22 protein-coding genes and 1 tRNA gene are annotated in these 26,689 nt (G+C 60.9%); 8 read left to right on the top strand and 15 right to left on the bottom strand.

Going from position 1 to position 26,689, the window contains the following annotated elements:
* Positions 1–7 precede the first annotated feature (7 nt).
* Positions 8–2,377 carry a hybrid sensor histidine kinase/response regulator gene (locus tag FF098_RS16295; RefSeq protein ID WP_166426595.1) on the bottom strand — a complete coding sequence of 790 codons (2,370 nt, stop codon included), beginning with the start codon at positions 2,375–2,377 and terminating at the stop codon, positions 8–10.
* A gap of 189 nt (positions 2,378–2,566) precedes the next feature.
* Between FF098_RS16295 and FF098_RS16290 the strand changes: the two genes are divergently transcribed.
* The 5 genes from FF098_RS16290 (at position 2,567) to FF098_RS16270 (ending at position 9,893) form a co-directional block, all read left to right on the top strand.
* Positions 2,567–3,808 (top strand): acyltransferase family protein, encoded by a 1,242-nt coding sequence (locus FF098_RS16290; RefSeq protein ID WP_155142543.1) that lies wholly within the window; start codon positions 2,567–2,569, stop codon positions 3,806–3,808.
* 2 nt (positions 3,809–3,810) lie between these two features.
* Positions 3,811–4,431, top strand: coding sequence for a hypothetical protein (locus tag FF098_RS16285; protein ID WP_166426594.1), 621 nt, complete (start codon positions 3,811–3,813; stop codon positions 4,429–4,431).
* A 9-nt stretch (positions 4,432–4,440) separates the two neighbouring features.
* Positions 4,441–4,743: a winged helix-turn-helix domain-containing protein gene (locus FF098_RS16280; protein ID WP_205967544.1), complete on the top strand. Its 303-nt coding sequence runs from the start codon at positions 4,441–4,443 to the stop codon at positions 4,741–4,743.
* A 157-nt stretch (positions 4,744–4,900) separates the two neighbouring features.
* Positions 4,901–8,584: a family 16 glycoside hydrolase gene (locus tag FF098_RS16275; protein WP_155142538.1), complete on the top strand. Its 3,684-nt coding sequence runs from the start codon at positions 4,901–4,903 to the stop codon at positions 8,582–8,584.
* Positions 8,585–8,663: 79 nt separating this feature from the next.
* Entirely contained in the window at positions 8,664–9,893 is a 1,230-nt protein-coding gene (locus FF098_RS16270) for a cation:proton antiporter (protein ID WP_155142536.1), read from the top strand.
* A gap of 19 nt (positions 9,894–9,912) precedes the next feature.
* Here FF098_RS16270 and FF098_RS16265 read toward each other — a convergent pair whose 3' ends face one another.
* From FF098_RS16265 to FF098_RS16245, 5 genes are all read right to left on the bottom strand, one after another.
* Positions 9,913–11,304 (bottom strand): PepSY-associated TM helix domain-containing protein, encoded by a 1,392-nt coding sequence (locus FF098_RS16265; RefSeq protein ID WP_155142533.1) that lies wholly within the window; start codon positions 11,302–11,304, stop codon positions 9,913–9,915.
* 55 nt (positions 11,305–11,359) lie between these two features.
* Positions 11,360–13,429 (bottom strand): TonB-dependent receptor family protein, encoded by a 2,070-nt coding sequence (locus tag FF098_RS16260; RefSeq protein WP_155142531.1) that lies wholly within the window; start codon positions 13,427–13,429, stop codon positions 11,360–11,362.
* Positions 13,430–13,507: 78 nt separating this feature from the next.
* On the bottom strand, positions 13,508–13,894 hold the full coding sequence (locus FF098_RS16255; RefSeq protein ID WP_155142529.1) for a DUF2946 family protein: 387 nt from the start codon (positions 13,892–13,894) through the stop codon (positions 13,508–13,510).
* 259 nt (positions 13,895–14,153) lie between these two features.
* Positions 14,154–14,229 (bottom strand) — tRNA-Ala (locus tag FF098_RS16250).
* A 130-nt stretch (positions 14,230–14,359) separates the two neighbouring features.
* Positions 14,360–14,833 (bottom strand): TIGR02300 family protein, encoded by a 474-nt coding sequence (locus FF098_RS16245; protein ID WP_166426593.1) that lies wholly within the window; start codon positions 14,831–14,833, stop codon positions 14,360–14,362.
* A 104-nt stretch (positions 14,834–14,937) separates the two neighbouring features.
* On the opposite strand from FF098_RS16245, the gene aroA reads away from it, so the two are divergent.
* On the top strand, positions 14,938–16,272 hold the full coding sequence (gene aroA / locus FF098_RS16240) for a 3-phosphoshikimate 1-carboxyvinyltransferase (protein WP_155142525.1): 1,335 nt from the start codon (positions 14,938–14,940) through the stop codon (positions 16,270–16,272).
* Between the two features lie 90 nt (positions 16,273–16,362).
* Positions 16,363–16,929 (top strand): hypothetical protein, encoded by a 567-nt coding sequence (locus tag FF098_RS16235; protein WP_155142523.1) that lies wholly within the window; start codon positions 16,363–16,365, stop codon positions 16,927–16,929.
* On the opposite strand, the gene queG is transcribed toward FF098_RS16235, so the two are convergent.
* The 7 genes from queG to FF098_RS16200 form a co-directional block, all read right to left on the bottom strand.
* Positions 16,923–18,059 (bottom strand): tRNA epoxyqueuosine(34) reductase QueG, encoded by a 1,137-nt coding sequence (gene queG, locus FF098_RS16230; RefSeq protein WP_229714613.1) that lies wholly within the window; start codon positions 18,057–18,059, stop codon positions 16,923–16,925. The two genes, FF098_RS16235 and queG, sit on opposite strands and share 7 nt — an antisense overlap.
* Before the next feature lie 45 nt (positions 18,060–18,104).
* On the bottom strand, positions 18,105–18,908 hold the full coding sequence (cysQ, locus tag FF098_RS16225) for a 3'(2'),5'-bisphosphate nucleotidase CysQ (RefSeq protein WP_205967543.1): 804 nt from the start codon (positions 18,906–18,908) through the stop codon (positions 18,105–18,107).
* A 107-nt stretch (positions 18,909–19,015) separates the two neighbouring features.
* Positions 19,016–19,858 (bottom strand): hypothetical protein, encoded by an 843-nt coding sequence (locus FF098_RS16220; RefSeq protein WP_155142519.1) that lies wholly within the window; start codon positions 19,856–19,858, stop codon positions 19,016–19,018.
* Between the two features lie 157 nt (positions 19,859–20,015).
* Positions 20,016–21,458, bottom strand: coding sequence for an MFS transporter (locus FF098_RS16215; protein ID WP_155142517.1), 1,443 nt, complete (start codon positions 21,456–21,458; stop codon positions 20,016–20,018).
* Between the two features lie 13 nt (positions 21,459–21,471).
* Positions 21,472–22,212: a lysophospholipid acyltransferase family protein gene (locus FF098_RS16210; RefSeq protein WP_155142515.1), complete on the bottom strand. Its 741-nt coding sequence runs from the start codon at positions 22,210–22,212 to the stop codon at positions 21,472–21,474.
* Positions 22,213–22,224: 12 nt separating this feature from the next.
* Positions 22,225–22,854 (bottom strand): TetR/AcrR family transcriptional regulator, encoded by a 630-nt coding sequence (locus tag FF098_RS16205; protein ID WP_155142513.1) that lies wholly within the window; start codon positions 22,852–22,854, stop codon positions 22,225–22,227.
* 440 nt (positions 22,855–23,294) lie between these two features.
* Positions 23,295–24,029, bottom strand: coding sequence for a 3-keto-disaccharide hydrolase (locus tag FF098_RS16200; RefSeq protein WP_155142511.1), 735 nt, complete (start codon positions 24,027–24,029; stop codon positions 23,295–23,297).
* 167 nt (positions 24,030–24,196) lie between these two features.
* Between FF098_RS16200 and FF098_RS16195 the strand changes: the two genes are divergently transcribed.
* Positions 24,197–24,946 carry an SDR family oxidoreductase gene (locus tag FF098_RS16195; RefSeq protein WP_155142509.1) on the top strand — a complete coding sequence of 250 codons (750 nt, stop codon included), beginning with the start codon at positions 24,197–24,199 and terminating at the stop codon, positions 24,944–24,946.
* A 24-nt stretch (positions 24,947–24,970) separates the two neighbouring features.
* Here FF098_RS16195 and FF098_RS16190 read toward each other — a convergent pair whose 3' ends face one another.
* Positions 24,971–26,248 (bottom strand): multidrug effflux MFS transporter, encoded by a 1,278-nt coding sequence (locus FF098_RS16190; protein WP_155142507.1) that lies wholly within the window; start codon positions 26,246–26,248, stop codon positions 24,971–24,973.
* A 105-nt stretch (positions 26,249–26,353) separates the two neighbouring features.
* Positions 26,354–26,671: a hypothetical protein gene (locus tag FF098_RS16185; RefSeq protein ID WP_155142505.1), complete on the bottom strand. Its 318-nt coding sequence runs from the start codon at positions 26,669–26,671 to the stop codon at positions 26,354–26,356.
* Between the last annotated feature and the right edge of the window lie 18 nt (positions 26,672–26,689).

The following is a 26,689-nucleotide window of genomic DNA, read 5'->3' as shown; positions in this document are numbered from 1 at the left end:
GGGGGGCTCAGGCCGTGCGACGAAGCGGCTGGCGGCCGGCATGGCTGAGCCAGGCGCTCAGGGTCTCGTGCAGTTTCTTCTGCTGGACCGGCTTGGTGATCACGTCATCCATACCGGCATCTAGGCAGCGCTGGCGATCCTCTTCAAGCACATGGGCCGTCGCAGCGATGATCGGCGTGCGTGGCATGCCCTCTGACAGTTCGCGCGCGCGAATACGGCGTGTCGCTTCCAGCCCGTCCATGCCTGGCATGGAGACATCCATGACGATCAGGGCAGGCTTTTGCTCGGCGAACATGTCGACAGCTTCCCTGCCATTCTCGGCGAGCCGGACATCGGCATTGAAAGCGTCGAGCATGGTCTTGATGACCATCTGGTTCACCACATTGTCTTCGGCGACGAGGATATCGATCTTCTCTACAGGCTCGTGAGAGACCGTTTCGGGCTCTGCCATTTTCTGCGCGGTCTGGCGCAGGCTGACGATCTGCCGGTTATAGACAACGGTCGAGATTGCGTCGAGGAGGCGGGAAGCGCGGACCGGTTTTGTCAGCCAGATGTCGAAGAGGTCGACATTCTCCTTGCTGGCATCCGAACGTTCGTTGATCGACGACAGCATGATGATCGGGCCGGTATAGGAATATGGTACCGCCTTGATCTCGCGCGCCAACATGACGCCGTCCTTGTCCGGCATATGATAGTCCGTGATGATCAGGTCAAAACGGCAACCCTTGTCCAGTATGGCCAGTGCCTCGTCAGCGGATGTGGCGATAGTGGGCTCAAGGCCCCAGTCACGGACCTGGTCGGTCAGGATGCGGCGGTTGTTTTCGTTGTCATCGATGATCAGGACTTCGAGCCCGTCAACTGCGGGTGCATCGGCATAGCGCCCGGCTGAAACTGTCTCGTCGACAGGCAGTACAAGCTGTACACGGAAGGTCGAACCCTTGCCCGGCTCACTGTCAACGCTGACCTTGCCGCCCATCAGGCCGATAAGGTGCTTGGTGATGGCAAGGCCAAGGCCAGTACCCTGGTATTTGCGCGTGCTGGTGGTGTCGGCTTGTTCGAACTGGTCGAAGATGCTTTCCAGCTTGTCTTCATCGATACCGATGCCTGTGTCTTCGATGGCAATATTGATGGTGGCATGGGTGTCGGTCTCGACGCCCCTGACCTTGACGATGACATGGCCGCGCTCGGTGAACTTCACTGCGTTGCCGGCAAGGTTGGTGATGATCTGGCGAATGCGGCCCGGATCGCCGATATAGCCCTCCGGCAAGTTGTGGTCGAAATCGACGAGCAGCTCCAGATCCTTTTCGCGGGCCCGGCTCGACAGCAGGGACATGATGTCCTCTATCGAGGTGCGCAGGTTGAACGGTTCCGGCATCAGGCGCATCTTGCCCGCCTCGATCTTGGAGAAGTCGAGGATGTCATTGATGATCGTCACAAGGCTGGAGCCGGATGACAGGATGATTTCTGCCAGCTCCCGCTGTTTGGGGTCGAGGTCCGTCTTGAGCAAGATTTCCGAAATGCCGATCACACCGTTCATCGGCGTACGGATCTCGTGGCTCATGTTTGCAAGGAAATTGGACTTGGCTGTGGAAGCTGCATTGGCCTTCTGGGCAGCTTCGCTTGCCTCGGCTGCGAGATTCTTTGCACGGGCCGCACTGCGTGTCAGGTCGGCGACCATCTGGCGCATCGTGTTGCCGAGGTGGCGCGTCTCATGCGTGCCGCGAACGGGAATATCGATACTGCGATCACCGTGGGAAATCTTCTGTGCTGCAGCCGCCAGGTCACGTACCGGCCGGGTGATCTGGTGTGCGATCAGCAGGACGAGGGCGAAGGCGATCATCATCATCGGCATGCCGCCGACGACATTGCGCCACAAATTGTCGCTTGCAAGCGTCATCAGGCTGTCGCGCCGGATGCTGAGCGAGAGAACGCCTAGCGTCTGATCGTTCCAAAGCAGGGGCTCGTATACGGTCAGCATCGAGCCTTCTTCGTGAATAGTGCGATTGGCGCCCTTGAAGATGGCCTGTTCGTCGGCAGTGGGCTCGCCAGAGAAGCGATAGGTGGCGGATTGCTCACCGGTACCATCGATCAGATAGTTCAGGCCAGCATCGAGCACATAGATGTCGTGGACCGTACGACGGGTACGTACCGTCATCAGTGCCTGGTCGATCGTTCTCAGGTCGGAATTGCGCAGCAGGGATTCGATGTTGCGGGCGAGGAAGTCTGCGTCTTCGACAGCGACATTGTAGATACGCTGCGCCTCGGCCTTTGAATCGATATAGGCATTATAGCCAGCGAGTACGAAAGTCAGGGCTGACATCAGCCCCATGACCAGAAGACAGAGCTGGCCCGGCAGGCCAGTAATAAACTTCAGCATCGCTTTTCCGGCCAGCAACAGCCACCGCCCCATAAACATCGCAAATGCTCCCCTCATCACCGGAGAGTGGGGCAACATGATAAAAATCGGGTTAAGGACGAATTCGGCCCAAAATAAACCAGTTTACAAAATAAACTTATGTACCTATATGAGTGTGGCGGAACGATCCGCTACTGAAAGGGGGACGCCATGTCCGATATATCGACCGAGCGGTTGCATGCGCTCGATGCAGTCCGGGGCTTTGCCCTGTTATTGGGCGTGGTCCTGCACGCGACCATGTCGTTCTGGCCTGGCGAACAGATCTGGATCGTTGCCGATGCAGAGCGCAGCCAGGGGCTGTTCCTGACTTTCTATGTCATTCACATCTTCCGCATGGCGACCTTCTTCTTTCTCGCCGGTTTCTTCGGGCGGATGGTTTTTCATCGCATGGGTGCCCGTCGGTTTGCGCTGAGCCGTGGCAAGCGTATCGCGCTGCCTCTCGTGATCTTCTGGCCGATCACAATGTTCCTGATCATCGTCGTGGCGACCTGGGCACTCGCGAAAGCCCATGGCTGGCCGATCCCGCAGGAATTCACCCAGCCCCCGCCACAGGCCGATGTGCCACTGCCTTTCCCGCTGACGCATCTGTGGTTCCTGTATGTCCTTCTCTGGTTCTATCTCGGGACGATGATCCTCCGTGCCCCGATTGCCCTGATCGACCGGGGCGGCCATTTGCGTGGCTTTGGCGACAAGGTGATTGCCTTCCTGACGAAAAGCCACCTGGCTCCCATCCTGCTGGCTGTCCCGGTCGCCCTTGCCCTGTGGGCGAATGAGGGCTGGTATGTGCTGGGCGGTGTGCCGACGCCGGACAACTCGCTGATCCCGAACCTGCAGGCAGCAACCGCCTATGGCCTCGCCTTCGTCTTCGGTTGGCTGATGAACCGACGGATTGACCTGTTCGCGATCTGGCGTGGGCGCTGGCTGGTGAACCTGGTTCTGGCTGTTGCCCTGACCTTCGGTTGCCTGGTCCTGTCCCGTGACCTGCCTGACGCCACCCCGGCACCGCAGGGCATGCTCTCGCTTGCCTATGCCGGCGGTTATGGCCTTGCCATGTGGTTCTGGATCTTTGGCCTGACCGGAGCGGCACTTGCCTTCCTCGACCGGCACAGTCCGGTGATCCGCTATCTGGCGGACTCCTCCTACTGGGTTTACCTGATGCACTTGCCGCTCGTCATGGCCCTGCAGGTCGTGGTCAGCGACATGGCCCTGCCCGCGCTGGCGAAATTTGCCATCGTGCTTGGGGTGGCAATGGCGATCCTTCTCGGTACCTATCATGTTCTGGTACGCTACAGCTTCATCGGCTCGCTGTTGAACGGCAGGAAGAAACAGCGTCAAAGTAAGCGCCATAACGACGAGCAAGGCCTGCCACAGGCCGACGGGGCGGGAGCATGAACATGATGGATGGCAAGAACACGCTGGAGCCTGATCTGGACTTCCTGCGAGGGCTGGTCGAGGGCGGCGGCAACCGGACGCAATACCTCACCGGTCACGCCTTTGCCGTCGGTGGCGGGCTCTATGCCTTCCAGTGTTTTGCCAACTGGTTGCTGGTCATCCTGGCGCTGGACCTTCCCGGCATTGTCTGGATCACGCTGCACAGCCTGCCGACAGTCATTTTCCTCGCCTATTGCGTCTGGCAGGGAGTGCGATACGGCGCGAGCAATACCGGTAACGCGACCTCCCGCGCCATCACCGCGGCGTTTCAGGCGGCAGGCTTTACCAACCTCGCCCTGATCCTGATTTTCGCGCCGACTGCGATTGGCCGTAATGATTTCACCATCTGGCTGTTCTATCCGGCGGTCGTCTTCGCCCTGCAGGGGGCTGCATGGCTGACAGCCTACCAGTTGCGGCGCCGTCTCTGGCTTCTAGGTGTGGCGCTGGGCTGGATGGTTTCGGCTGTGGCGCTGGGCTTGCTGATCGGCAATCTGGCCTATCTTCTTGTGGCTGGCGGTGCGCTGTTCCTTTTCATGACCGTGCCCGGCATTGTTATGGTGCGCCTTTCGAAAAATCAGGATTAAATGCCCAGCGTGAGCAGATTCGATATCGGCAAGATTGACGACCTTATCCATTCCCGCCTGCGGCTGGGGGTGATGACCTATCTTGCCGATGCAGAGGTCGCCGACTTCACCGAGCTGAAGTCGGTGCTGGAGGTGACGCAGGGAAACCTGTCGGTCCAGTTGCGCAAGCTGGAGGATGCCGGCTATGTCACGATCGAGAAGTCCTTCCTCGGGCGGAAGTCCCGCACGCAGGTACGCCTGACGAAAGAGGGCCGCAAGGCCTTTGCCGACTATCTCAAGGCGCTGGAAAGCCTTGTCGGGAAGGGCATCTAGAGTGATAGCGGTATCATCCGCGCGAACTATCGATTGCACACGGACAATCTGCCAGAGTCTCCTCGACAGCTATCCCGCTTTTTCATACGATTAAATAAAGACGGTTTAAGAAAGCCGCAAAGGCTGCCGGAAAAATCCGGCAAGGGAGGGATGGTCTATGTACAGGAAACTCATGCTTGCGGGCGCAGCGCTCGGCGCGTTGGCGGCTTGCGGGGAAAGGGCAGAGACGTCCCTCTTCGCCGATGGCGCGGTGCCGGAACGGGGACACGAGCCGTGGATTGCGCGCTCGGTCCTCGATGGCGAGCCACGCATGCTTACCCTCGCATTGTCAGACAATTTGTGGATCGCCTACAGCACCGAAGATGCCACCTTGCGCTCGGCCTGGTCAGCACCAGCTATCTATGAAGGGGCGGTGTATGACGGTGCCCATGGGCCGCAGCCTCATGCCCCTGAGGCACGCTATGTTCTGACAACGGATGATGACAGCTGGCGCCTGATGGAGGGGAGCGAATCCGTGCCTGCGCAGGTGCGCTATCTGGGACACAAGGTGCGTGATGGCCGCATCGCCCTGAATTATCGCCTGACAGCGCCATCGGGCGCCTTTGTCGATATACTGGAGCATCCGGAGGCAGGCGGAGCGGGTGAAAGCGCAACGCTGGAACGCCGCTTCGAGATTACCACAAACGAGGGGCAGCTGACGCCCGTTCTCGCCGTGACCCTGCAGTCGCTGAAGGAACAGGATTCGCTGGCCACCAATGCTGAGTGGGTCGACCGGCAGGTGCGAAGGCTCGATACCGGTTACACCGTGACGGGTGATCTTCTGCTTCGAAAGGATGGCATTACCTCTCTCTCGGCCAGTTTCGGCGAACCGAAAGTCAGTACCGTGAGCGAAAGCAACGTTGCCGCCCCGGCGGCCGATGAGCGTTTTGCACAGGCCCAGAGCCTGATGCAGTCAACCGGATGCTATTCCTGCCACGCCGAGGACACGAAGATCATCGGTCCGTCCTATGCCGATGTGCGCGAACGCTATGAGGCGACGCGCCAGAATGTCAGCCAGCTTGCGGGCAAGATCATTTCCGGCGGCGCGGGTGTCTGGGGCGAGGTGCCGATGACCGCCCACCCGCAATTATCGCAGCAGGACGCCGAAAGCATGATGGCCTATATCCTGCAGATCGCCGACCTGCCGGATGAAGCGGAGCCCGAGGTTGCACAAGCAACGGAGGAAGATTTCACGCCGGTTGCCCCGCCGCCTGAGGGCTATGCCCAGGGCTTTCTGGTGGAGTTCTACGAGGTCGGCGAAAGGCTGGAGCAATTGCCCGTGCTTGACGCGGATGCACGCCCGAATGATGTGGTCAGGGTTACCCATCCTAGCTTCGCCCTTGATCCGTGGACGGTCAATCTGGAAAGCCAGCGTGACATGGCGGGCGGGAAATACATCGAGGCGACCAATTTTGTCGCGCGGTTGAGTGGCCAGATCCATATTCCCGAAAACGGCACTTATTACTTCCGCATGTCACCACGCAACGGTACGGGACAGATGCGCGTTGCCGGAACGGTGCTGGTCGACACGGACCGGTCGAGTTCACATGGCGGCGAGATTACGCTGACAGCAGGCTGGCACCCGATCGAGGTCGAGGTGCTCTATTATGGTGCCGGGGAAAGCCAGGCGCTGATCAGTGCGTCCGGCCCGGGGCTTGAGCAGATGGACTTCCTGCACGGCCGATATGTCGTTGCCCCCATAGGTGCGGAAGAAAAGGCAACGGCGCAGGGCGTTCAGCCCTTCACGGTCATGCCACCGGCCACGGTGCCGGGCGACGGTATCAAGCTCACCGCCATGCATCCGGCCTATGATCTGTCCCAGGCGCGACCGGACAGTTTCGACAAGCGCATCGGGGCAATGGACTTCCTGTCGGACGGCCGTCTTGTCGTCTCCGCATGGGACGGAGAGGGCGGGGTCTATATCCTTGACGGCGTAACCGGCGATGATCCGGAAGCGATCAGTGTAAGGCAGATTGCATTCGGCCTTGCCGAACCGCTCGGGCTCAAGGTGGTCGATGACGAGATTTACGTCATGCAGAAGCAGGAGTTGACGAAGCTGGTCGATGTCGATGGCGACGAGATCATCGATGATTATGTTACTGTCAGCAATGACTGGGCGGTGACGGACAATTTCCATGAGTTCGGCTTCGGCCTCGTTCATCGCGATGGCAAGTTCTACGCGACCCTCGCCGCCGCCGTGATGGCCGGTGGCAGTATTGCCGAAAACCAGGGCGAAGGACGCGGCTCTGTCATCGAGATCGACCCGGAGACAGGCGAGGCCCGTCGCTATGCCCACGGTTTCCGCGCGCCCAATGGCGTTGGCGAAGGCCCGGATGGCGCGCTTTATGTGTCCGACAATGAAGGCAACTGGCTGCCGGCGAGCAAGATCGTGCGGGTCGAGGAAGGGGGCTTTTACGGCTATCGCAGCATAGACTGGGAGGCTGACAAGGACCTGAAGGAAGACCCGCCGCTGATCTGGTTGCCGCATTTCGAGATCGGCAATTCCCCGACGCAGATGGTGGTTCTGGAGGACGGCCCCTATGCCGGGCAATTGCTCCATGGCGACATTCACCATGGCGGGTACAAGCGCACGGCGATGGACGAGGTCGGCGGTGTCGCGCAAGGCTGTGTGTTCCGTTTTGCGCAAGGGCTGGAGTCCGCGTCCCACCGACTGGTGAAAGGTCCTGACGGTGCGATCTATGCCGGCCAGCTCGGCGTTGGTGGCAATTGGGGCGTGCCCGGCCTGTTGACCTACGGCCTGCAGAAGATGCGCTATAACGGCACGCCGGCCTTCGAAATGCTGTCTGTACGGACGATGAATGAGGGGCTGGAGATCGTCTTTACCGAACCCCTGGCCGCAGGCACGCCGCTGACCGCTGAGGATGTGACGGTCACCCAGTGGCGCTACGAACCAACGGTCAATTATGGCGGGCCGAAGCTCGACGAGCGTGAGCTGGCTGTGGCGTCTGTCCGGCTGAGCGGGGATCGCCAACGCGCCTATCTCACCGTCCCGGGTATCGAGGCAGGCCATGTGGTACACCTCAACCTGTCACGCCCACCGGCGGGTGAGAGCGGCCGGGAGATCTGGTCGCCCGAAGCATTCTGTACGGTCAATGCCGTGCCGACTGACCGGGCGTTCCCGGACGGGCTGGCAGCGTCGGGCGGGAATGTCGACACTATCAGTGGGCAGGCCGATGCCAACGACTGGCAGATCCTGTTCGATGGCGAGAGCCTTGACGGCTGGCGCGGCTATGGCCGCGAGGCTGTGCCGGGTGGATGGCGGGTCGAGAACGGCGCCATCACGATGGCGCAGACCGGCACCGGCGACCTGATCACCCGCGAGACGTTCGAGGATTTTGAACTCCTACTCGACTGGCGGATCGCCGAGGGCGGCAATTCCGGCGTCTTCTATCATGTCACGGAGACTGAACAGGGCGTGTGGTCATTCGAGACGGCGGCGGAATACCAGCTGCTCGACGATGATGCCCATCCAGACGGGCGCATACCCTCCCACCGATCCGGCGCCCTATACGACATGGTCGTGCCGGCCTGGTCGAACGCGCGGCCCATCGGCGAATGGAACCGCACCCGGATCATCGTGACCGATGGTCGGGTCGAACATTGGCTCAATGGCCGCAAGCTGGTCGAGGCGCCCTATCGAACCGGCGAGTGGGGCGCGATGGTCGCCGACAGCAAGTTCGCCGACATGCCGCATTTCGCAAGGACGGGATCAGGCCATATCGGCTTGCAGGATCATGGCGACCGGGTCTGGTTCCGCAATATCAGGATCAGGCCGTTGTAAGGGATAACCCGGGGAATCCCCGCCGGAAATAATCACCGACTCAGATGACAAGCGGAAATGCGGTGCTAAATCCTGCAGGATGGATCCTTATATCATCTGTGTCGCCCTGGTCGGCTTCGTTGCCCTGTCGATTTCATGGGTCAAGCATGTCACCAGCCTGATCAATATCTCCTACCCGATCGTCTTCCTGATTCTGGGGATCGTACTCTATCTCGTGGTGGATGAACTGCCATGGGCATCTCCCTATCGCAGCCAGACGCTGACTATGCACCTCACGGAACTGATGGTGATCGTCGCCATTATGGGCACGGGGTTGCGGATCGATATTCCGTTCAGTCTGAAAAACTGGGGTGCGCCGTTCCGGCTCGTCCTGATTACCATGGTGCTTTCCATCGCGGCACTGACAGCGCTTGGGTACTGGGGGCTTGGCTGGGGGCTGGCGACCGCGGTGCTGCTCGGCGCCGTGCTGGCTCCGACGGACCCGGTGCTGGCGGGCGATGTACAGGTCGGCCCGCCGAACAGCAAGGATACGCCAATCGTCAAATTCGCCCTTACGGGCGAAGCAGGGATCAACGATGGCCTTGCCTTTCCCTTCGTCTGGCTGGCCATCGGCCTTGCCCTGTCCGCTGCGGGGGAAGATTTCTCCCTGCTGGAATGGGGCGCTTACAGCGTCGTCTACAAGATCGCTGCCGGCATTGTGTGCGGATACCTGGCAGGACGGCTTGTCAGCTACCTGTTCTTCCACCTGCCGGACACGCATGATCTCGTTCATGTGCAACAGGGGCTGGTCGCCCTGTCGGCGACCCTCTTTGTGTATGGCGTCACGGAGCTGTTGCACGGATATGGCTTCATCGCCGTCTTCGTCACGGCCATCACCATACGGAACAAGGAGATGGAGCATGAATATCACGAGAAGCTGCATGAGTTCATCGGACAGATAGAACACATCCTGCTCGCCGTGATGCTTATCCTGTTTGGCGGCAGCCTCGTCGATGGCATATTGGGCAGCCTGACCTGGCCCGCCGTCCTGACGGCGCTGGTCTTCCTGCTCGTGATCCGGCCCCTGTCCGGCTATCTCGGCATGGCCGGCAAGAACATCTCCCTGAAGGAAAAGCTGGCGATCGGTTTCTTCGGCATTCGCGGGATCGGGTCCTTCTTCTACCTGGCCTTTGCCCTGACGGAAGTTGACTTTGCGTATGATGAAGAGCTCTGGTCGCTCGTTGCCTTTGTGGTTCTGCTGTCCATCCTGGGTCACGGCGTGACCGCGACCTATGTCATGCGCAAGCTGAAGAAGTCCGAAGGCGCCTAGCAAATCCGATAGTGGGAACTCACCCTGCGGGCCGACCCCTTCCTGAAATTATTCCGGCGACAGCTTCACCGGCATAGATGACGGCCATCACGATCGCCGTTACGGGAAACAGGAGGGCAGCGACCAGCATTATCCCGGCAACTGTCCAGCGGCGCGTGACATCGGTGACTGGCGCTGCGAGTGTGCCGCCCGTCTTCGGTCGCCTGATCCACCACATGACGAAGCCTGACACGGCCATTGCCAGGATCGCGATGCAAAACAGGAGATTGAGGATCAGGTTCAGTGCACCGGCATTACCCATGTGGATAGAGATTCCGGCCGCCATGGCCTTGCCCATGACAGAATAGTCCGCAAACGGTGCGTCTGCGAGGACGGTGCCTATGGCCGGGTCGATATGCATGGTGCGATCCATAGTGGGGTCGGTGATATCTGCTGCCATCGTCGTCGCTGAAACCGTCCATGTGCCGCCAGCCCCGCGTGGTGGCAGGACACGGAAGGTCGTGAAGCCTTCCCTGCGGGCGTACTCGACCACACTGTCGAGACCGGTCACCGGTGTTTCGCCGGTATAAGACGATACCGGCAAGGGGGTCTTTTCCAGGGCCCATGAGACGATGCGGGCACCGGGGGCGTTCAACGCCTCGTGACGCGCTTCGCCGACCGGAGCACTGAAGCGCTCCGCCGGGAAACCCTGCCAGGCCTGGGTCAGCTTTCCGCCCCATATCGGTGTCCAGGCGAGACCCGAGACGAGGAAGAACAATAAAACGACAGAGACACCCATCCCCGTCAGTCCGTGGATGCGCCGCCAGAATGGCCTGCCAGACTTTGCCCGCTGGCGTTTGCCTGTCGGCCAGTAAAGATAAAGCCCGGTGAAGATCATCAGGATGCCGAACCCGGCAACCGCCTCAATGATGACATCGCCGACATCGCCCATCAGCAGCGTGCCATGCAGGCTTTCGGCAAAGTCAGCGGGCGACATGCCAAGTGGTCCGAAACCGGTGATGTCGCCCGTATACGGATTTACATTGACGGCGTAGGTCAGCATATCGCGGCCATCATGGCTGGAATGCTCGTTTTGCTCTCCGTTGCCGTTGCCATTGCCGTGGCCGTGGGCGACATGGATGATGGCGGACCGGTCGGGCGCGGTCGGTGGCAGATAGGCCTTCAACTCCGCCCCTTGCCATTGCTCCAGGACTGCCGCGACCTGTTGAGACGGACGCAGCATTTCGCCGCCGATCTCGACATTCAGCCGGTCGCGATGCGCCAGCTCCGTAAACGGTGTCTTGAGCACCATGATCATCCCCGTCAGGGCGGCCATGACGAAAAAGGGCATCACGACAAGGCCGGCATAGAAATGCCAGCGCCAGACGGCGGCGTGATAGCGGCGCGATGGTTTTGATTGTGTATTGGACATGACAAAGATCCTCTGATGCGCCGGCTGCCCGCGACGGTGCAGCCGGATTATAGTGCTACCGGCTACCGCCGAAACCAAGCCTTATGCCGCCATAGACAGCGCGCCCCTCGCCGGGCACGAACACATCCAGGTTCGCGGCCGGATCGCTGGCATCGGCCAGGGTCGAATAGTTCAGTGCATAGCCTTCATCGGTCAGGTTACGGCCTTCGACGAAGAGCGTGATGTCGGGGGACACATCCCATGATGCCTCGACGCCATAAAGCTCATAGCCAGGCACATCGCTTGTATTGGCGTAGTCGAGGAAGTTGTCCCCGGCCTGCACGGTGATATTCGGTGTCACGCGAAACCTGTCCCGCTCGAAGACGACCTGCAGCCTGCCAAAATGCTCCGGCATGCCCGCAAGACGATTGTTGCTATATATTGCGTCCCCATCGAAAGAGAAGTCGTTCCATGTCCAAGACACTTGCGGTGTGACCGACAGCCCGCCATCCGTGCCTACAGCCTTCCATGAGGCAAAAATCTCCGCCCCCTGATGGATCGTGTCACCGGCGTTGAAGATCGCTGCCGGTATGCCCGGCGTCGTGGTGAAGGCAACGAATTCACCCTCGATCTGCTGGCGGTAGAGCGCGGCCTCGAAGCTGACATCGCCGATGCTGCCGCGGGCACCCGCTTCATACGATACCGCATCCTGCGCCTCGATCGGCTGGAAGCCGGCAACACCGCCCTGGGTCAGGTCGAGGAATGTCGGTGGCTCATAGGAGGCAGAGGCGTTGGCGAAGAGCTGGATTGTCTCGCTCGCCTCATAGAGCAAGCCGACCTTGGGGCTGAGATGGGAGAAGGATGTTTCCGCATTCAGGCTTGCATCATTGCTGTTCTCGAAATCCCGGCGCGTGTCGAGCCAGCTCGCTGCGGCGATTGCCCAGAGGCCAGGCGTTAGTTCGATACGCCCCTCGCCATAGAGTTCAGCTGAGGCTGACTTCTGCACGGAATCTGTGATCTGCGGCCCGATGGCACCCGAGAAATTGAGGTAGACATCGGCGTTGTTCGTCGTGTCGCGCAGGCGCGTGCCAATCGACCATTCTGCCGGTCTGCCTGCAATGGAGCCGTCACCGTCATAGCGCAGGAAGCCGGAATAATCCTCCGCCTCCTGAATAAGGAAGACCGGCACAGGATGGTAAAGGTCGCGCTGAGCTGCCGTCCCGCCAAAGGTCAGCTTTCCGGTGCCAAGCTCGATCGTCGTCGTTGTATAGGCACGAAGCGAATCGATATCTCGCTGCCAGTCCTGGCTGATCGCGCCGTAGTTGCCCATTGCAGGCTGCTCCAAAGCTGTCTCCAGGCTGACAGAGCCGACCAGTTCCTGGTCGACATCATTGTAGAAGATGCCGACGCGGGTCTCGGCCGCATCAGACCATTGATAGCCAAGATTGATATAGGCACGCTCATTGTTCTGTTGCGCATGATCGCGGAAGCCGTCCTGTCGCTGCCATGTCCCGGCAACGAGAATGTCGAAGCGACCGAAATCGCGCGAGGCGCGGGCATGCAGCCGGGATGTGCCGAACGAGCCTGCCTCGGCCCGGATGGCATGCGGCGTTGCCACGCTTTTCGCTGTCAGTGTCTCCACAGAGATGGCGCCCCCCAGCGTGGCTGAGCCGACGCGATAGGCATTGCCGCCCTTCAGCACATCGACATGCGAGGCAAACAGCAGGTCGAATTCCTGCAGGTCGCCAAAGCCATCGGCAGCGTTCATCGGCACGCCGCCGAGCAATACCTCCACCCCGCGCAGGTGCACGTTCTGGGCAAGGCCGGAGCCGCGGATCGACAGGCGGCCATCTTCCCCGGCACTCGGCTGCATGATGACCCCGGGGGTCAGCGCGAGGGCATCGCGGAAGGTGGTGGTGTAGCGGTCCTGAAACTCCTCAGCCGGTACAACATCCACATTGCCCGGGCGGCGGGCCTTCTCGGCAAGGGCGTCGCTCAGGGCATCGCGGCGTTCGCCGGTGATGACGATGGTCTCGTCACTCTCCATGGCTCCGGCAGTGACGGTTTCTGCATGCGCGGTAGCGGAAAGGGCAGGCAGGATGAAAAACGGCAGGGCACTTGCGCCTGCCAACAACAGTCTGGTCATGTAAAAGGTCTTTCGTCTGATGATATTGTTTGCTGCTGCGCAGGCGTCATCGCCCGGCGGTCAGCACGGCATGGATCATCAGACGGCGGGCGGGGCCCGGCCGCCAAGCGGTGGCCCCTGGGGCAGGGCGGCAATCGCCGCATTCTCAAGCGGGCGCAGAGCCTCGCGCGAGCGGGCCGGTGCATCGACCACCATTGGCTCGCCCGTTAAAGCGGGGGATGCAGCAAGATGGCAAAGGAAACACTGGTCTTCATGGGCACTGTTGCGGGGAATATCCTTGCGGGTCGTCAGCGCCGCGAATTCGCGCGCCGCAGCCTTGGCCTCGGCTGTCAGGCCGGTGCCGGACGGGGAACAGATCGAATAGCTGTGCTCTGCCAGGCGCGCCATGGCAGCGCCGCCAAACCCCGCCTGGACGGCGAAGGCGAGCAGCATCATGCGCAACAGCCAGATACGGAAATCCCTCATGGTCCTGCCGATAGCAGCGGGGATGGCGCCGCACAAGCCGGATTGGCTTGCGGTGCGACAAGATGGATAAGGGTGATTGATCGGTGTGGCCCCCTGCCAGGGCATTCTCCGTCCAAACTTGATTCACTGGATCAAATTTTTCTGCCTTCGGCAGATCGACTTGAAACAAGAGTTTCTGATTGGCTCCTGCCGGAGCATTCTTACCCTGCAAACGATTCACTGGATCGTTTGCCTGGCCTGGCGGCCAATCGGGTTCGAATGGTGGAGCTAAGCGGGATCGAACCGCTGACCTCTTGCATGCCATGCAAGCGCTCTCCCAGCTGAGCTATAGCCCCGTTCCATTCGGAAATCGGTGCCGCCATTGAAAGTGCGCTGGCGGCGCCGGGAAGACCGGGAAACTAGTGTCAGTTTCCCGGCTTTGCAAGTGTAATTTCGCTAAAAAATCAGCGTGAAATCAACAAGCGATCAACGATCGTCGTCGTCGTCGCCGGCACCGCCGACAATGTCGTCGAAGTCCTCATCGTCTTCGTCATCGTCGTCGAGCAGGGTGTCGTCATCATCAGTGTCGATGTCGATATCCTCGATGTCCGACAGCTCGTCATCATCGTCGTCATCGTCATCTTCTTCGTCGACCTTGGCTGAGGATTTGCGCGACTTGGCGGAAGCGGCTTCCTCCTCGTCGGCTTCCTCGAGGCTGGTTTCCTCGTCCGGGGACGTATCGTCCTCGGACTCGTCATCCAGATCCTCGTCCTCATCGGCCTCGTCATCCTTGTCCTCGGCCGTATCGTCTTCCTTGCGCGTCTTGCGCGGCTTCAGGATGGCTTCGGGCACGAATTCATTGCCGCATTTGGGGCAATGGGCCGGTTCCTTGTTCAGGTCATAGAAACGGGCGCCGCATTCGGGGCAATCGCGCTTCTGGCCTAGTTCTTCATTCGCCACGGGCTTACCTTTGTCTTGAATGTAAAGCAGCTAAAGCACGGGTGTTGCCATGCAACCCCGGCGCTGTCAAAAGGAAAACGCAAATTCTCAAGGCGGGCCTTAACATGAGTACATTCGCGCACCGCGGTGCGTCCCTGAACGGTCGGGTGCAGGTGCCCGGCGACAAGTCGATTTCCCATCGTTCGCTGATCTTCGGCGCCCTGGCTGAAGGCGTGACGCATGTGCTCGGCCTGCTGGAAGCAGAAGACGTGCTGCACACCGCCGCGGCGCTGCGCGCGCTCGGCGTCTCGATCGAGCGCGACATGACCCCCGACGGACCGGTCTGGACCATCGAGGGCGCGCCATGGCAGGCACCGGAGCGCATTCTCTATGCCGGTAACAGCGGCACGGGCGTGCGCCTGTTGATGGGCGCGGTCGCCGGGCAGGGCGTGGAAGCGGCGTTCGATGGCGATGCCTCCCTGCGCAAGCGCCCGATGGGCCGCATCCTGGAACCGCTGGCCCAGATGGGCGGCTCGTCCGACAGTGACGAGGGTCGTCTGCCGGTCAGGATTTCCGGCGGCCAGCTCACCGCCATGCGCTATCGCCTGCCGAAACCATCGGCGCAGATCAAGTCGGCGATCCTGCTTGCGGCCCTTGGCGCGGAAGGCGAGACGGTGATCGAGGAACCGGTGCTGAGCCGTGACCATACCGAACGGATGTTGTCAGCCTTCGGGGCGGAGATTTCCTTCGGGCCGCTGGAAGGGGCGGAAGAGACCAGCGGCCGGACGATCCACCTGAAAGGCGGCCAGGCGCTGAAAGCCTGCGACATCACCGTGCCGGCCGACCCGTCATCGGCGGCCTTCCCGCTGGTTGCCGCCCTGATCGTGCCGGGCTCTGAGGTGACCGTGGAGGGCGTTTTGATGAACCCTCAGCGTACGGGGCTTTACAAGACCCTGATCGAGATGGGTGCCGACCTGACCTTCGCCAATGAGCGCACGCTGGCCGGTGAGACCCTTGCGGATATAACCGCTCGCCACAGCGCGCTGAAAGGCGTCGATGTGCCGGCCGATCGTGCGCCGTCCATGATCGATGAATATCCTATCCTTTCCGTCGCGGCTGCCTGCGCCACGGGCGCGACGCGCATGGAGGGTCTGGAAGAGTTGCGGGTCAAGGAATCCGACCGGCTTTCCGCTGTCGCAGCCGGGCTCGCCGGCAATGGTGTGGAGATCGTCGAGGGGGCGGACTGGCTTCAGGTCACCGGTTCCGGGGGCGCGCTGCTGAAAGGTGGCGATATGGTCAGTACACATATGGACCATCGTATCGCGATGAGCTTCCTGATCATGGGGCTCGTTTCCGCCGACCCTGTCGGGGTCGATTCAACGGACATGATCGCGACATCCTTCCCGGAATTCCTTACCCTGATGAAGGGGCTGGGAGCAGATATCCGGGCCGAACGGTAAGCGAGCGCTTGCTTTCGTGCCTGTCAGATCTGCTTGACCGTTAACCACGCCGCCGCGTAATCTCCACCCAGAGAGATGGAGAGAGACCCCATGATGCGCAGCGTTATATTATCCGTGACCGCCGCTTTAGGCTTGAGTGCGTGCGACGCCGAAACCATGCAGGCCTTCAGCGAGGGGCTGGCCCAGGCGAGTTACGAATCCTCCTATGGTTATAATGGCTATAGCGGGTATGGCGCAGGCTACGGTACCGGTTATACACCCTCCCCCTACAGCCTCTATCGCCCGAACAATTTCGGTACAGGATACTGGCCGGTACCGAACTACAGCTATGGCAGCTGGGTCGGCGCCTATCAGTGCCGCAACACGGGCACTTTCTATACCTGCGATTCCAATGGCGATGGTTATGCCGACATGTGGGGTGATACTTCAGATGGCTCGTATTCGTCGCAATATTCCCGGGTGAACGGACGGGGCGAGGGCTTTGTCTGGGACAACAGCTGCAGCTGCTGGGAACGTGACCGGTCGCTCGACGGTCCCTACAAGGGGCCGCGTGACGGCAAGTACCGCGATCGCTATGACGACGATTACGATGACTATGATCGCGACCGTGGCAGGGGTCGTGACCGGGGCAGGGATAGAGATCGTGACCGTTACTGATCAGCAGGCTGAGCAATACGCTGCCATTCGGCTTTGACGGCGTCGTCCGTTTCCATCGTCGCGTATTGTTCTCTGGCACGCCCTGCAGCGGCCCTGTCAAGCTTGCTCAGGGCCCATATCGCCATCGACCTGACCAGCGGTGAAGGATCGGCCAGCAACGCTTGCGCGTTTGCGGCCAGTGCCTGTTCTCCCGAATTTCCAATGGCAATCAGCACATTGCGCACGAAGCGGTCGCGGCCGATGCGCTTGACCGGCGAAGCACGGAACATTTCCCGAAAAGCGTTGTCGTCCAGCGCTGACAGTTCCGCCAGCAAGGGCCCGCGCAGGGCCTCGCGCGTGTGAAAGGCGACTTCCTCCGTTCGCGTGGCAAACTTGTTCCACGGGCACACGGCGGTGCAATCATCGCAACCATAGATGCGATTGCCCATGGCGGCGCGGAACTCCAGCGGGATATGCCCCTTGTTCTCGATCGTCAGATAGGAGATGCAGCGTCGCGCATCGATCTGGTATGGGGCGGGAAAGGCCTTGGTCGGGCATATGTCGAGGCAGGCCCGGCAGGAACCACAATGATCCGCCTCCGGATCGTCTGGCGGCAGGTCCAGCGTCATGTAGATTGCCCCCAGGAACAGCCATGAGCCGAACTCGCGCGAGACGAGGTTGGTGTGCTTGCCCTGCCAGCCTATGCCCGCCTGCTGGCCAAGCGGCTTTTCCATCACCGGGGCTGTATCAACAAAGACCTTGACCGAGCAGTCATGGGCCTCGCACACCCACCGGCCTATGCGCTTCAACCGCTTCTTGATGACGTCGTGATAATCCTTGTTGCCGGCATAGACGGAGATATTGCCCTCAAGGCGCCGCGCAAGCTTCTCCATCGGGTCCTCGTCTGGGCCATAGTTCAGGCCGAGGGCGATGACGCTGCGAGCCTCCGGCCACAGCGCATCGGGCGAGGCCCGTTGTTCGCGCCGGGTCTCCAGCCAGTCCATATCGCCGTGATGGCCATTGGCAAGAAAAGCGGCGAGGCCCTCGCCCGCGCTGTCCGGCAGGCGGGCGGTGGTAAAGCCAGCGACATCGAACCCTTCTTCAAGGGCGCGGGCGCGGATCTCTTCCCTGATATGCTGGCTGGTTGTCACGCCCCGCCAATACAGCGCGGGGCGATTTCACACAATGGTTGAGGCTTACTGACCACCCCAGGCGATGAAATAGGGGTTGTCGAACCCGCGCTCTTTCTTGCCATAGCCGAGGGGGCCGGTCTCCTCCTCGCCTTCATAGGCGTTGACGCTGCCGCCGGCAGCTTCCAGCACGGCCTGACCGGCGCCGGTGTCCCATTCCATCGTCCGTCCAAGGCGCGGATAGACATCGGCGAGGCCCTCGGCGACGAGGCAGAATTTCAGGGATGAGCCCGCAGGCGTGAAGTCCGTCGCGCCCAGCTTTTCCAGCAGCGTTTCGGTCTCGGCCGAGCGGTGGGAGCGGCTGGCAACGGCGATCAGCGCGCCTTCCTTGCGCTTGCGCACATTGATCGGTGCAGCGCGCAGGGCATCGGCGCGGTCTGCGCCCGGCGCGATTTTCTGGATGAAGGCACCCTCGCCCACGGTCCCGAAATACAGCTTCTCGGCTGCCGGGGCATAGACGACGCCCGCAACCGGCCGGCCGTTCTCTATCAGCGCGATGTTGACGGTGAACTCGCCGGTCTTGTTGATGAATTCCTTTGTGCCGTCGAGCGGATCGACGAGAAAGAATTTATCGCCCAATTCGGGGATCTTGCCCGCCGCAGCGGATTCCTCGGCCAGTACCGGGATATCCGGCGCGATCTCTTTCAGCCCGGCCAGGATAATGTCCTCGGCAAGCTGGTCGGCTTCCGTCACCGGAGACCCGTCGCCCTTGATCTCCTTGTCGAAGTCCGTGTCGTAGATCGAGCAGATTTTTTCCCCGGCGCGCAGCGCAAGGTCGATCATCCCATCCATCATGGCAGTTGCGGTCATTGATACCCCCGTTATGTCTCGAAGATCCTGTTTAGGCAGGGGGGGCAGGCGTGACAAGGCCGACAGAGTGCTTATTGTGCACCGCAAGCAAAAAAACACCCCGGCGCCTAAGCGCGGCGGCGTTTCAGCATTTCCTTGATGTGGGATGGTGCCCTCGGGCGCTGTTTCTGCGCGGTTGCGGCAGATGGCTCGGGGCGACCCTGATCACGCGGCTCGTTGGCTGCATCAGGCACGCCTTTGCGGTTGTTCTCCGCCGCGATCATCTCCAGCGTGCGCAGCTGGCTGGCAAGGCCGGGACCGGTGAAAGTTACCGTTGCCGGACGCAGTGATGTCTTCCGGGCCTGAGCCATGGCAGCCCGTGTCGCAAAGGATGGTACGGTCTCCGGCCTGGTCCTTTCAGGCTCGGCAGTAAGTGGCACTGTTTCGGCGCTGGCTTCGTTTTCCCGGGTGCCGGTTTCAGCCAGTGCCTCTGCCATGGTCTCCGCCAGGGCCTCGCCGGCCGCGCCTTCGATGTGATGCCAGAGATCGAAGATATGCAGCAGTGCCTCGGCAGTGACCGACTGGGCAGCGTGGAACAGCATCTGCCCTGCGTCGTCGACGAAGATCAGGTGAAAGCCGGATCTGGCATTCAGCGTATCGCGCAGCAGCTGGTTGTCGAGCCAGTCATAGACCTCGCCGTTCTGGGTAGGGGCGTTGGTGCCATAGACCTCGACGATACGGTAACCGCCTTCCAGCAGGGGGCCGAGGATGCGTTTCAGTTCGGTGCGTTGCGCGCTGCACCGGGGATCGTTCATCTGCGGGCCAAAGAGAAGTACGGCGCGGCGCAAGGTGAAATCGGGATTGCTGTCAGGGTTGTCGGACGCTTCGCCGGAAAAGGCGTCAGGCCGCCTGGCCCATACAGCCACCCCGGCAATGATCATCAAGCACAGGCATGCGACAAGATATGTCATATGCTGATCGTCCCTCTCCCCGGAAGGGTATCAGCCGCAATGTCCAGTATAGCCCTGTAAAGGAACATCGCTTCTCGACCCCACCCCTGTCCTGGGGGCATTGTTATCCGGTGAAACAAAAGTTTTCAACACTGATGAGGTTGCAAAATCAGTGCCGTCAGACCCGTGGAGGCTGTATTTTGTCAGGCTCGGCATCGAGAAGTGGTGCCGTTTCCAGTGTCACAGGCGGGGTCTGCTCATGGTCATCCAGCACCTCGTCATAAAGGCCTTCCGGCACCGACCGCCGGCGGAAGACCATGTAAAGGGTGATGGTCGCCTGCAGGGCGGCAATCCCCAAAAAGGCTGCATGGGGCGTCATCGCCGTGCCGGTGACGAACAGTACCGACAGTGAGCCGATGCCGGCGGTCAGCGCGTTCAGCATGTTGCCGGATGCCATGATGCGGGCCCGGTGCTGAGGCCTGGCCCGGCGCTGAACGGCAGCCTGAAGCGGTACGGTGAAAACGCCCATCGCCGCCGAGCAGATCATGAAAAGCCCAGCGAGCAACCAACCATCCGGGCGCGACAGGAATTCCATTGCGTTCAGGCGGTCGCCATCATGCTCGAACAGGGCGCTGGCGATATAGAGGGCGACACTTGCCACGCTTGCCACGGTCATGGCGCTGGTCGCAAAGCCGAGGCCGGAGCGGCCGCGCGAGAGCAGCGCGGAGATGACCGCGCCGATCAGGGCGCCGATGGCAAACAGGCCCATGATCGCGGTGGCGACACTGCCATCGGCATTCAGTGTCTCGTCGGCATAGACCGGCACCGCGATAGTGACAGCGGTGGAGATGAAGAAGAAAAGCCCGATACCGATCAGCGGGCGGATGACCGGCGGCTCCCTGGAGACATAGCCGATCTGCCGTTGGATCAGCCTCAACGGGTTATACTCGATCGTGAGACCGGGATCATCCGGTGAGGCCTCAGGCGTGGCGCGTATCGCCAGCCACCCGGCAAGGGCGGCGATGGCAAGGACGATGGAGACGATCAGCGGACCGCCATCCATGATGATCAGCATACCCCCGAGTAACAGACCCAGCAGGATCGATGTATAAAGCCCGCCATTGCAGAAGGCGTTGGCGCGGATCAGCTCCTGGCTCGTCAGATATTTCGGCATGGCGGAAATGCGCACCGGGCTGAAAAAGGCCGATTGCACACCCATCAGGAACAGGGCAAGCACCAGTACCGGCCCTGCAACAGGCGCGAGCGGCGTGCCGAGCATCAGGAAGCCGGCAGCCGCCAGCACCATCAGCAGGAACTCGACGAACTTCGTCAGCCGAAAGAGTTTGCGCGTCTCGTATTTATCCGCGACCTGCCCCGCAATAGGCGAGAAGACCAGCATGGCGAGCGGGAACAGGGCTCCCGCCACGGGCACTATGCTGGCGCCATCGGCAATGCCTGGCAGTGTGATCAGCGCCTGGAAGGTCAGCCCGATCAGCAGCGCCTGTTTCAGCATGTTGTCGGTGAACGCGCCGAGCACGAAGGCGACCCACATCGGCAGGAAACGCCGCTGGAAAAAGAACGGGCCGGTCAAGCCGGTGGTCTCAGGGGAGGGGGAGGTCATTCGCGGGAAGCCTTCAATCGACAGGCGCGGCGGTGATCAGCGGTCGATGTTCCGGCGGCAGCATTTCCATGGACCGCGTCTCGATCCGGTTCTCAAGCAGCAGCATGAAGTCATCCTTCGGCATGCCGGGCGCGATCGGCTCGAGGAACTCGACCTTCGCCGTGCCGGGGGTGACCTTGCCGCTCTGCTGCGGCCAGCACAGGCCGAGATTGGTGGCGACCGGCACGACGGGTACATCGTAATCGCGATACATGTGATAGACACCCTTGCGATAACGGTGGCGCTCGCCGATTTTCGACAGGTGTCCCTCCGGATAGATCAGGATCCGACGGCCATCCTCGCGCGCCTTCTTCATCGCCGTATCGAGCAGGCGGCCGCGTTCGGCTGGTCCGCCGCAATTGTTGACGACGATCGCACCCATCTTCTTCAGGATGCCGCCGACCAGCGGAAACTTCTCCAGGTGGTCGCCGGTTACAAAGGCAAGGTCGTGGAATTGCGAGAACATGATGAAGCCATCACCCCAGCTCTGGTGCTTGGCGGCGATGATGCACGGGCCATCCGGCAGGCGGTCGCGCCCCGTCACCTCGATACGGATACCGGCGACATGCTCCATCCAGAAACACATGGTCCGTGTATAGAGTAATATCCACAGCATCAGCGGGCCGCGATGCGGGATCAGCAACAGCGGCACCGACAGGATCGCGAAAAAAATGGAGGTCAGCCAGTAGGCGAGCTGGAACAGGATCGATCTCATGACAATTCTCCCTTACGCGACAGGATCGAGTACGGCAATGACAGCGCGCACGAGGTCTTCCTCATGGGCTGACAGCGGCCCGGTCAGGCGGCCATAGGCCATGTGCAGGGCCGGCTGCAAAACGGCCCCCAGCGCCATGCCGGTGACAAGAATTGGATCACCCGGGGCGATCTCCCCCTTGCCCATCGCATCCCGGGTGATCGCCTCGGCAGCCGCAACCGGGTCCGGCTCCCCCTGAGGGCCGGGCAGGAAGCGGTGCATCGAGAGCAGGTGAAAGGCGAACAGCTGCCAGTCATTGTCGGCGGTCCGGCAATAGGCGCGCACCAGGGCAGCGGCCCGGTCGGACACGCTCTCGTTCTCCTCCGAAGCCTTCTCGATCAGGCGGCCAAGCTCACCATGAATGGAAAAGAACAGGTCGGTAAAGATGTCATTCTTCGACTTGTAGTGGCGGTAGAGCGCGCCCTCGGAAATGCCGGCCTCAGCCGCGATGGCGCGGGTCGTCGCCTTGTCCATCTCGCCACGGGCAAAGACGGCCAGCGCCGCGCGTTCGATCTTCGCTTTCGTGGTGCCGTCGAGGGCGGTGACGCCGCGAACGGCTTCATCCTCGCCTGACAGGGCTCTTTCTCTTGCGGTAACGGCCATTGTACTTCTCCTCGTCCTTACATGCTGCGCCGTGCGCAGTGTTTCGCTGCCTCGGCAGCAAAATGAGTGAGTGATCACTCGATACACCAGATGTGACCGGGCTTCCAAGCATCATTCCATCGGCCTCATATGAGTGAGTGATCACTCACAAAGGATAGATACTCCTTGTCGGGGGTGTCGTCAAGAGTAATGAGTGAATGATTACTCACATTTTTGGTCCCAGATAGGTCCTGGCCAAGATCGGTACCAGCTGGGCCCTGCAAACGTGGAGGCCTCGAACGCGTGGCCTCGAACGCGTGGCCTCTGAATGGTGAGCTATTAATCGAGGCCGTTTCGAACAGGGGCGCAGAAGGCATAAAGCCTTGGGCAACAAGCGGGCTGCGCAGCAAAAAGCCGGCCTCTCAGGGCCGGCTTCTGACAAGCTCATCGGGTGATAATGGTTATTCGTCACCCATTTCGGCGTCCAGCACCTTTACGCGGATATCCTTGTAGTGGACCTCGCTGTCAGGGTCGTGGGCCTGCAGCGCGAAGGTGCCGCTAGCGAGCTTGCGGCCTTCGCGGTCCCAATCGTCCGGCTCGGTCCATTTCACGGTAGTCTCGCCATCGACCTTGATGGTCACCGTTTTGCCCTCGACGCGGATCGTGTAGTCGAACCATTCGCCGTCGGTGGAGGGAGCCTTGTCGCGGGCGGCGAAACTGTTGTCGCCTTCGACGCGCAGGGCGGGCTCGTTCTCATCGCCGGAGACATAGATGTCTGCGACAGAGTAAAGACTGCCGGTCTTGCGTGGGTCGCTCTGTGTTGAGTTGACCTGGGCCTCATGGCCGATCTCCGGCCAGCCCTCTTCCTGATAGACCGTGTGGAAATAGACGCCGGAATTCGACCCTTCCGTAGTCCGCACCTTCAGGCGCAGTTCGAAATCTGTGAAGTCGTGGTCCTCGATCTCACCGGAATAGAACAGGTGCGCGCGGTCGCCCTTCACGACGAGGACGCCGTCCTCGATGCTGAAGGCAGCAGGGTTGTCGAGCGACGATGTCCAGCCGTCGAGGCTCGTGCCGTCGAACAGGGCGACGAAGCCTTCTTCCATCTTGTCCCCATGATGATCGGCATGGGCCGGGGCGATTGCCGCAGTGGTCAGGATCAGGGCGCTGGCGGCGCCGGTCATCAGATATTTCATTGGTCTTCCTCCTCGTTGTTTTCTTCAGCATGCCAAAGACACGCGGATTTGAACAGTCATGACGAGAAAGCGGACCGAGGCGCTGAACGCTGGCGGCCTGCCCTTGTTGGCTAGTCGACCCGGGGCGGTAGCGCCCGCCCTATAAGCCAACAGCAAGGAGTAACCCCATGGCACGTTTTGACGGCAAGAAAATCCTCATCACCGGCGGCACCAGCGGCATCGGTCTCGCGACCGCCTTGCGCATCGTCGAAGAGGGAGGCGAGGTTGCCGTTACCGGCCACAGCGACGACCACCTGAAGGACGCAGGTGAAAAACTGCCCTCCGGGTCTCTCGTCCTGAAAAACGACGCGACCGACCCGCAGGCCGCGGTCGACCTGGCCAAGAAGATCCAGGACCAGATTGGCGGCATCGATGGGGCCTTCCTGAATGCCGGGTACGGAAAATTCCGTCCCGCCGAAGAAGTCGACCAAGAATTTTACGACAAATTACACAATACCAATGTGCGCGGCCCCGTGCTGCAGATGGCGCAGCTGAAGCCGATGATCAGCGACAAGGGCGCAGTGCTGCTCACCTCGTCAGTCGCCGCTTATCTCGGCCAGCCGGGCGGGGCTGTCTATGCCGCGGCAAAGGCATCTCTTGCAGCAATCGCGCGGTCATGGGCGGCGGAACTGTCGGAACGCGGCATTCGCGTGAATTCGGTGGCGCCGGGTCCGATCGATACCAATTTCGTTGCCAATACAGGCATGTCGGAAGAGGAACAGGAACAATTCGCCGAGCAGATCAAGAAACAGGTCCCGCTCGGCCGTTTCGGTACGGCAGAGGAAGTCGCCGCTGTCTGCTGCTTCCTCTTATCCGATGATGCATCCTATGTGACGGGGTCTGAGTATTTCGTCGATGGCGGCATAGCCAAGCGGTAGTTCTTATTCACCGACTTGCGGCCCTTATTCTCCAGGCTGGGGGACGGGTTCCGGCCCACGCAGTTTTTCCGTGGTGAACATCACGCAGGCGGCGAGGATTGACAGCCCGAACAGCCCCGCCGTCAGCGGCAGCACCGTGCCGTTGAAGGACTGGCCGATCAGCGTGCCGATGGTCACCGACATGGTGGTCGAGATGCAGCTCATTGCTGCGGCGGCAATGCCCGCGATATGGCCCATCGGCTCCATCGCCATGGCGTTGAGATTGCCGAACAGCATGCCGAAGCAGAAGAAAGTCGACATGGCGAAGACAACGAACAGCGCCAGCGGCGGTGTCGCGTCGACAAACAGCTGCCACATCAGGAAAAGACCCGTCAGCGTGAAGATGCCGCTGATGCCTGTCGCCACCAGCCGCCGCATGCCAAACTTTCGGACCAGCGTGGAATTGGTGAAGGAGGCAACGCCGATAGACAGGGCGATCATGCCGAAAAACAGCGGGAAAAGCGTGCCCGTATCATACATTTCCTGGAAAATCTGATGGGCTGATGAGACGTAGGCGATAATGCCGCCAAAAATGCAGCCCGCGCAGATCGTGTAGCCGATGGTGACCGGCGTTGTAACGACCGCCTTCAGCCCACTGAGGACCATGGAGACGCGATAGGGCTTGCGACGCTCCACGGGCAGCGTCTCTTCGATGCGGAAGTGAAGCAGGGCGAGGCAGGCGAGGCCCTGAAGCGCGAGAAAGAAGAAGATGGCACGCCAGTCGCCGATAAACAGGATGGATTGCCCGATGGTCGGCGCGACGGCAGGCACAAGGATGAACACGCCCATCACGAGGGACAGGACGCGCGCCATGTCGCGGCCATTATAGCGGTCGCGCACCATTGCCATCGCGATGATCTGGCCCGCTGCGCCGCCAAAGCCCTGCATGAAGCGAGCGATGAGCAGCACGGTGAAATTCGGGGTCACCATGGCGATCAGGCTGCCGGTGACGAAAACGGCAAGGCCGATATAGACGGCATATTTCCGGCCCGTGCTCTCCGACAGCGGGCCGAACAGGATCTGGCCGAACGCCATGCCGGCAAAGAGGATGGCAACGACGAACTGGGCATGGTTCTCGCCCATGATGGACAGGTCTTCTGAAATCAGCCCGAGTGCCGGCAGCATCGCATCGATACCCATCGCGATCAGCGAAATGAGGAAGGCCATGGAGACGACGAATTCGCGGAAACCGGCGCGCGGTGTCGTACCGTTGCCGGTACTGGCATCACCGCCGGAAAATGTGGTGTGGGGCTCGGCGCTCACAATATGTGTCCTCGGATTGGTCCCCGGACGGGTCCGGAGCGGCCTGATGGAATGGATCGAAGGAGTGGTCCGTCCGGTCGCGATCAGGCAAGCGAGAGGGCAGATCTATTTGCCGAGCCGTTTTGCATTCGCCTTCAGGATGCGCTCGGCCGGGCTCGTCAGGGCGTTCATGTAGTCGGTAAAGGCGGAAGGCCCCGGCTGGCGGCTAAACATCATGTCCGCCATGTTTTGGCAAGCGATATGTTGCGCCGCAACAAGGCCCTCGAACAGAGCCTCCTGCTTTTCCGCGAACATCAGCTGCGCTTCTTTCTGCCGACTCGGTGTCGGATCGACGGCCAGCATATAGAGGATCGGCAGGCGGGCGGTAACGACCTGCGTGGCCAGGACGGCGTTGGACCACGCCTTGAAATAATCACTGAACATGGGTGGTACTCGAAACCC

Origin of the sequence: Aquisalinus luteolus (assembly GCF_009712425.2) — a bacterium.
Taxonomy (GTDB): Bacteria; Pseudomonadota; Alphaproteobacteria; order Caulobacterales; family Parvularculaceae; genus Aquisalinus; species Aquisalinus luteolus.
The sequence above is the reverse complement of the archived record's forward strand: the minus strand, read 5'-3'. Positions and strand labels throughout refer to the sequence as shown.

What these genes read in the sequence shown, in the direction of transcription:
- FF098_RS16195 (WP_155142509.1), top strand. Translation starts at nt 24,197, where the DNA reads ATGGCACGTTTTGACGGCAAGAAAATCCTCATCACCGGCGGCACCAGC.
- FF098_RS16255 (WP_155142529.1), bottom strand. Translation starts at nt 13,894, where the DNA reads ATGAGGGATTTCCGTATCTGGCTGTTGCGCATGATGCTGCTCGCCTTC.
- FF098_RS16185 (WP_155142505.1), bottom strand. Translation starts at nt 26,671, where the DNA reads ATGTTCAGTGATTATTTCAAGGCGTGGTCCAACGCCGTCCTGGCCACG.
- FF098_RS16200 (WP_155142511.1), bottom strand. Translation starts at nt 24,029, where the DNA reads ATGAAATATCTGATGACCGGCGCCGCCAGCGCCCTGATCCTGACCACT.
- FF098_RS16220 (WP_155142519.1), bottom strand. Translation starts at nt 19,858, where the DNA reads ATGACATATCTTGTCGCATGCCTGTGCTTGATGATCATTGCCGGGGTG.
- FF098_RS16260 (WP_155142531.1), bottom strand. Translation starts at nt 13,429, where the DNA reads ATGACCAGACTGTTGTTGGCAGGCGCAAGTGCCCTGCCGTTTTTCATC.
- aroA (WP_155142525.1), top strand. Translation starts at nt 14,938, where the DNA reads ATGAGTACATTCGCGCACCGCGGTGCGTCCCTGAACGGTCGGGTGCAG.
- FF098_RS16235 (WP_155142523.1), top strand. Translation starts at nt 16,363, where the DNA reads ATGATGCGCAGCGTTATATTATCCGTGACCGCCGCTTTAGGCTTGAGT.
- FF098_RS16290 (WP_155142543.1), top strand. Translation starts at nt 2,567, where the DNA reads ATGTCCGATATATCGACCGAGCGGTTGCATGCGCTCGATGCAGTCCGG.
- FF098_RS16285 (WP_166426594.1), top strand. Translation starts at nt 3,811, where the DNA reads ATGATGGATGGCAAGAACACGCTGGAGCCTGATCTGGACTTCCTGCGA.
- FF098_RS16275 (WP_155142538.1), top strand. Translation starts at nt 4,901, where the DNA reads ATGTACAGGAAACTCATGCTTGCGGGCGCAGCGCTCGGCGCGTTGGCG.
- FF098_RS16205 (WP_155142513.1), bottom strand. Translation starts at nt 22,854, where the DNA reads ATGGCCGTTACCGCAAGAGAAAGAGCCCTGTCAGGCGAGGATGAAGCC.
- FF098_RS16270 (WP_155142536.1), top strand. Translation starts at nt 8,664, where the DNA reads ATGGATCCTTATATCATCTGTGTCGCCCTGGTCGGCTTCGTTGCCCTG.
- FF098_RS16210 (WP_155142515.1), bottom strand. Translation starts at nt 22,212, where the DNA reads ATGAGATCGATCCTGTTCCAGCTCGCCTACTGGCTGACCTCCATTTTT.
- FF098_RS16215 (WP_155142517.1), bottom strand. Translation starts at nt 21,458, where the DNA reads ATGACCTCCCCCTCCCCTGAGACCACCGGCTTGACCGGCCCGTTCTTT.
- FF098_RS16295 (WP_166426595.1), bottom strand. Translation starts at nt 2,377, where the DNA reads ATGCTGAAGTTTATTACTGGCCTGCCGGGCCAGCTCTGTCTTCTGGTC.
- cysQ (WP_205967543.1), bottom strand. Translation starts at nt 18,908, where the DNA reads ATGACCGCAACTGCCATGATGGATGGGATGATCGACCTTGCGCTGCGC.
- FF098_RS16265 (WP_155142533.1), bottom strand. Translation starts at nt 11,304, where the DNA reads ATGTCCAATACACAATCAAAACCATCGCGCCGCTATCACGCCGCCGTC.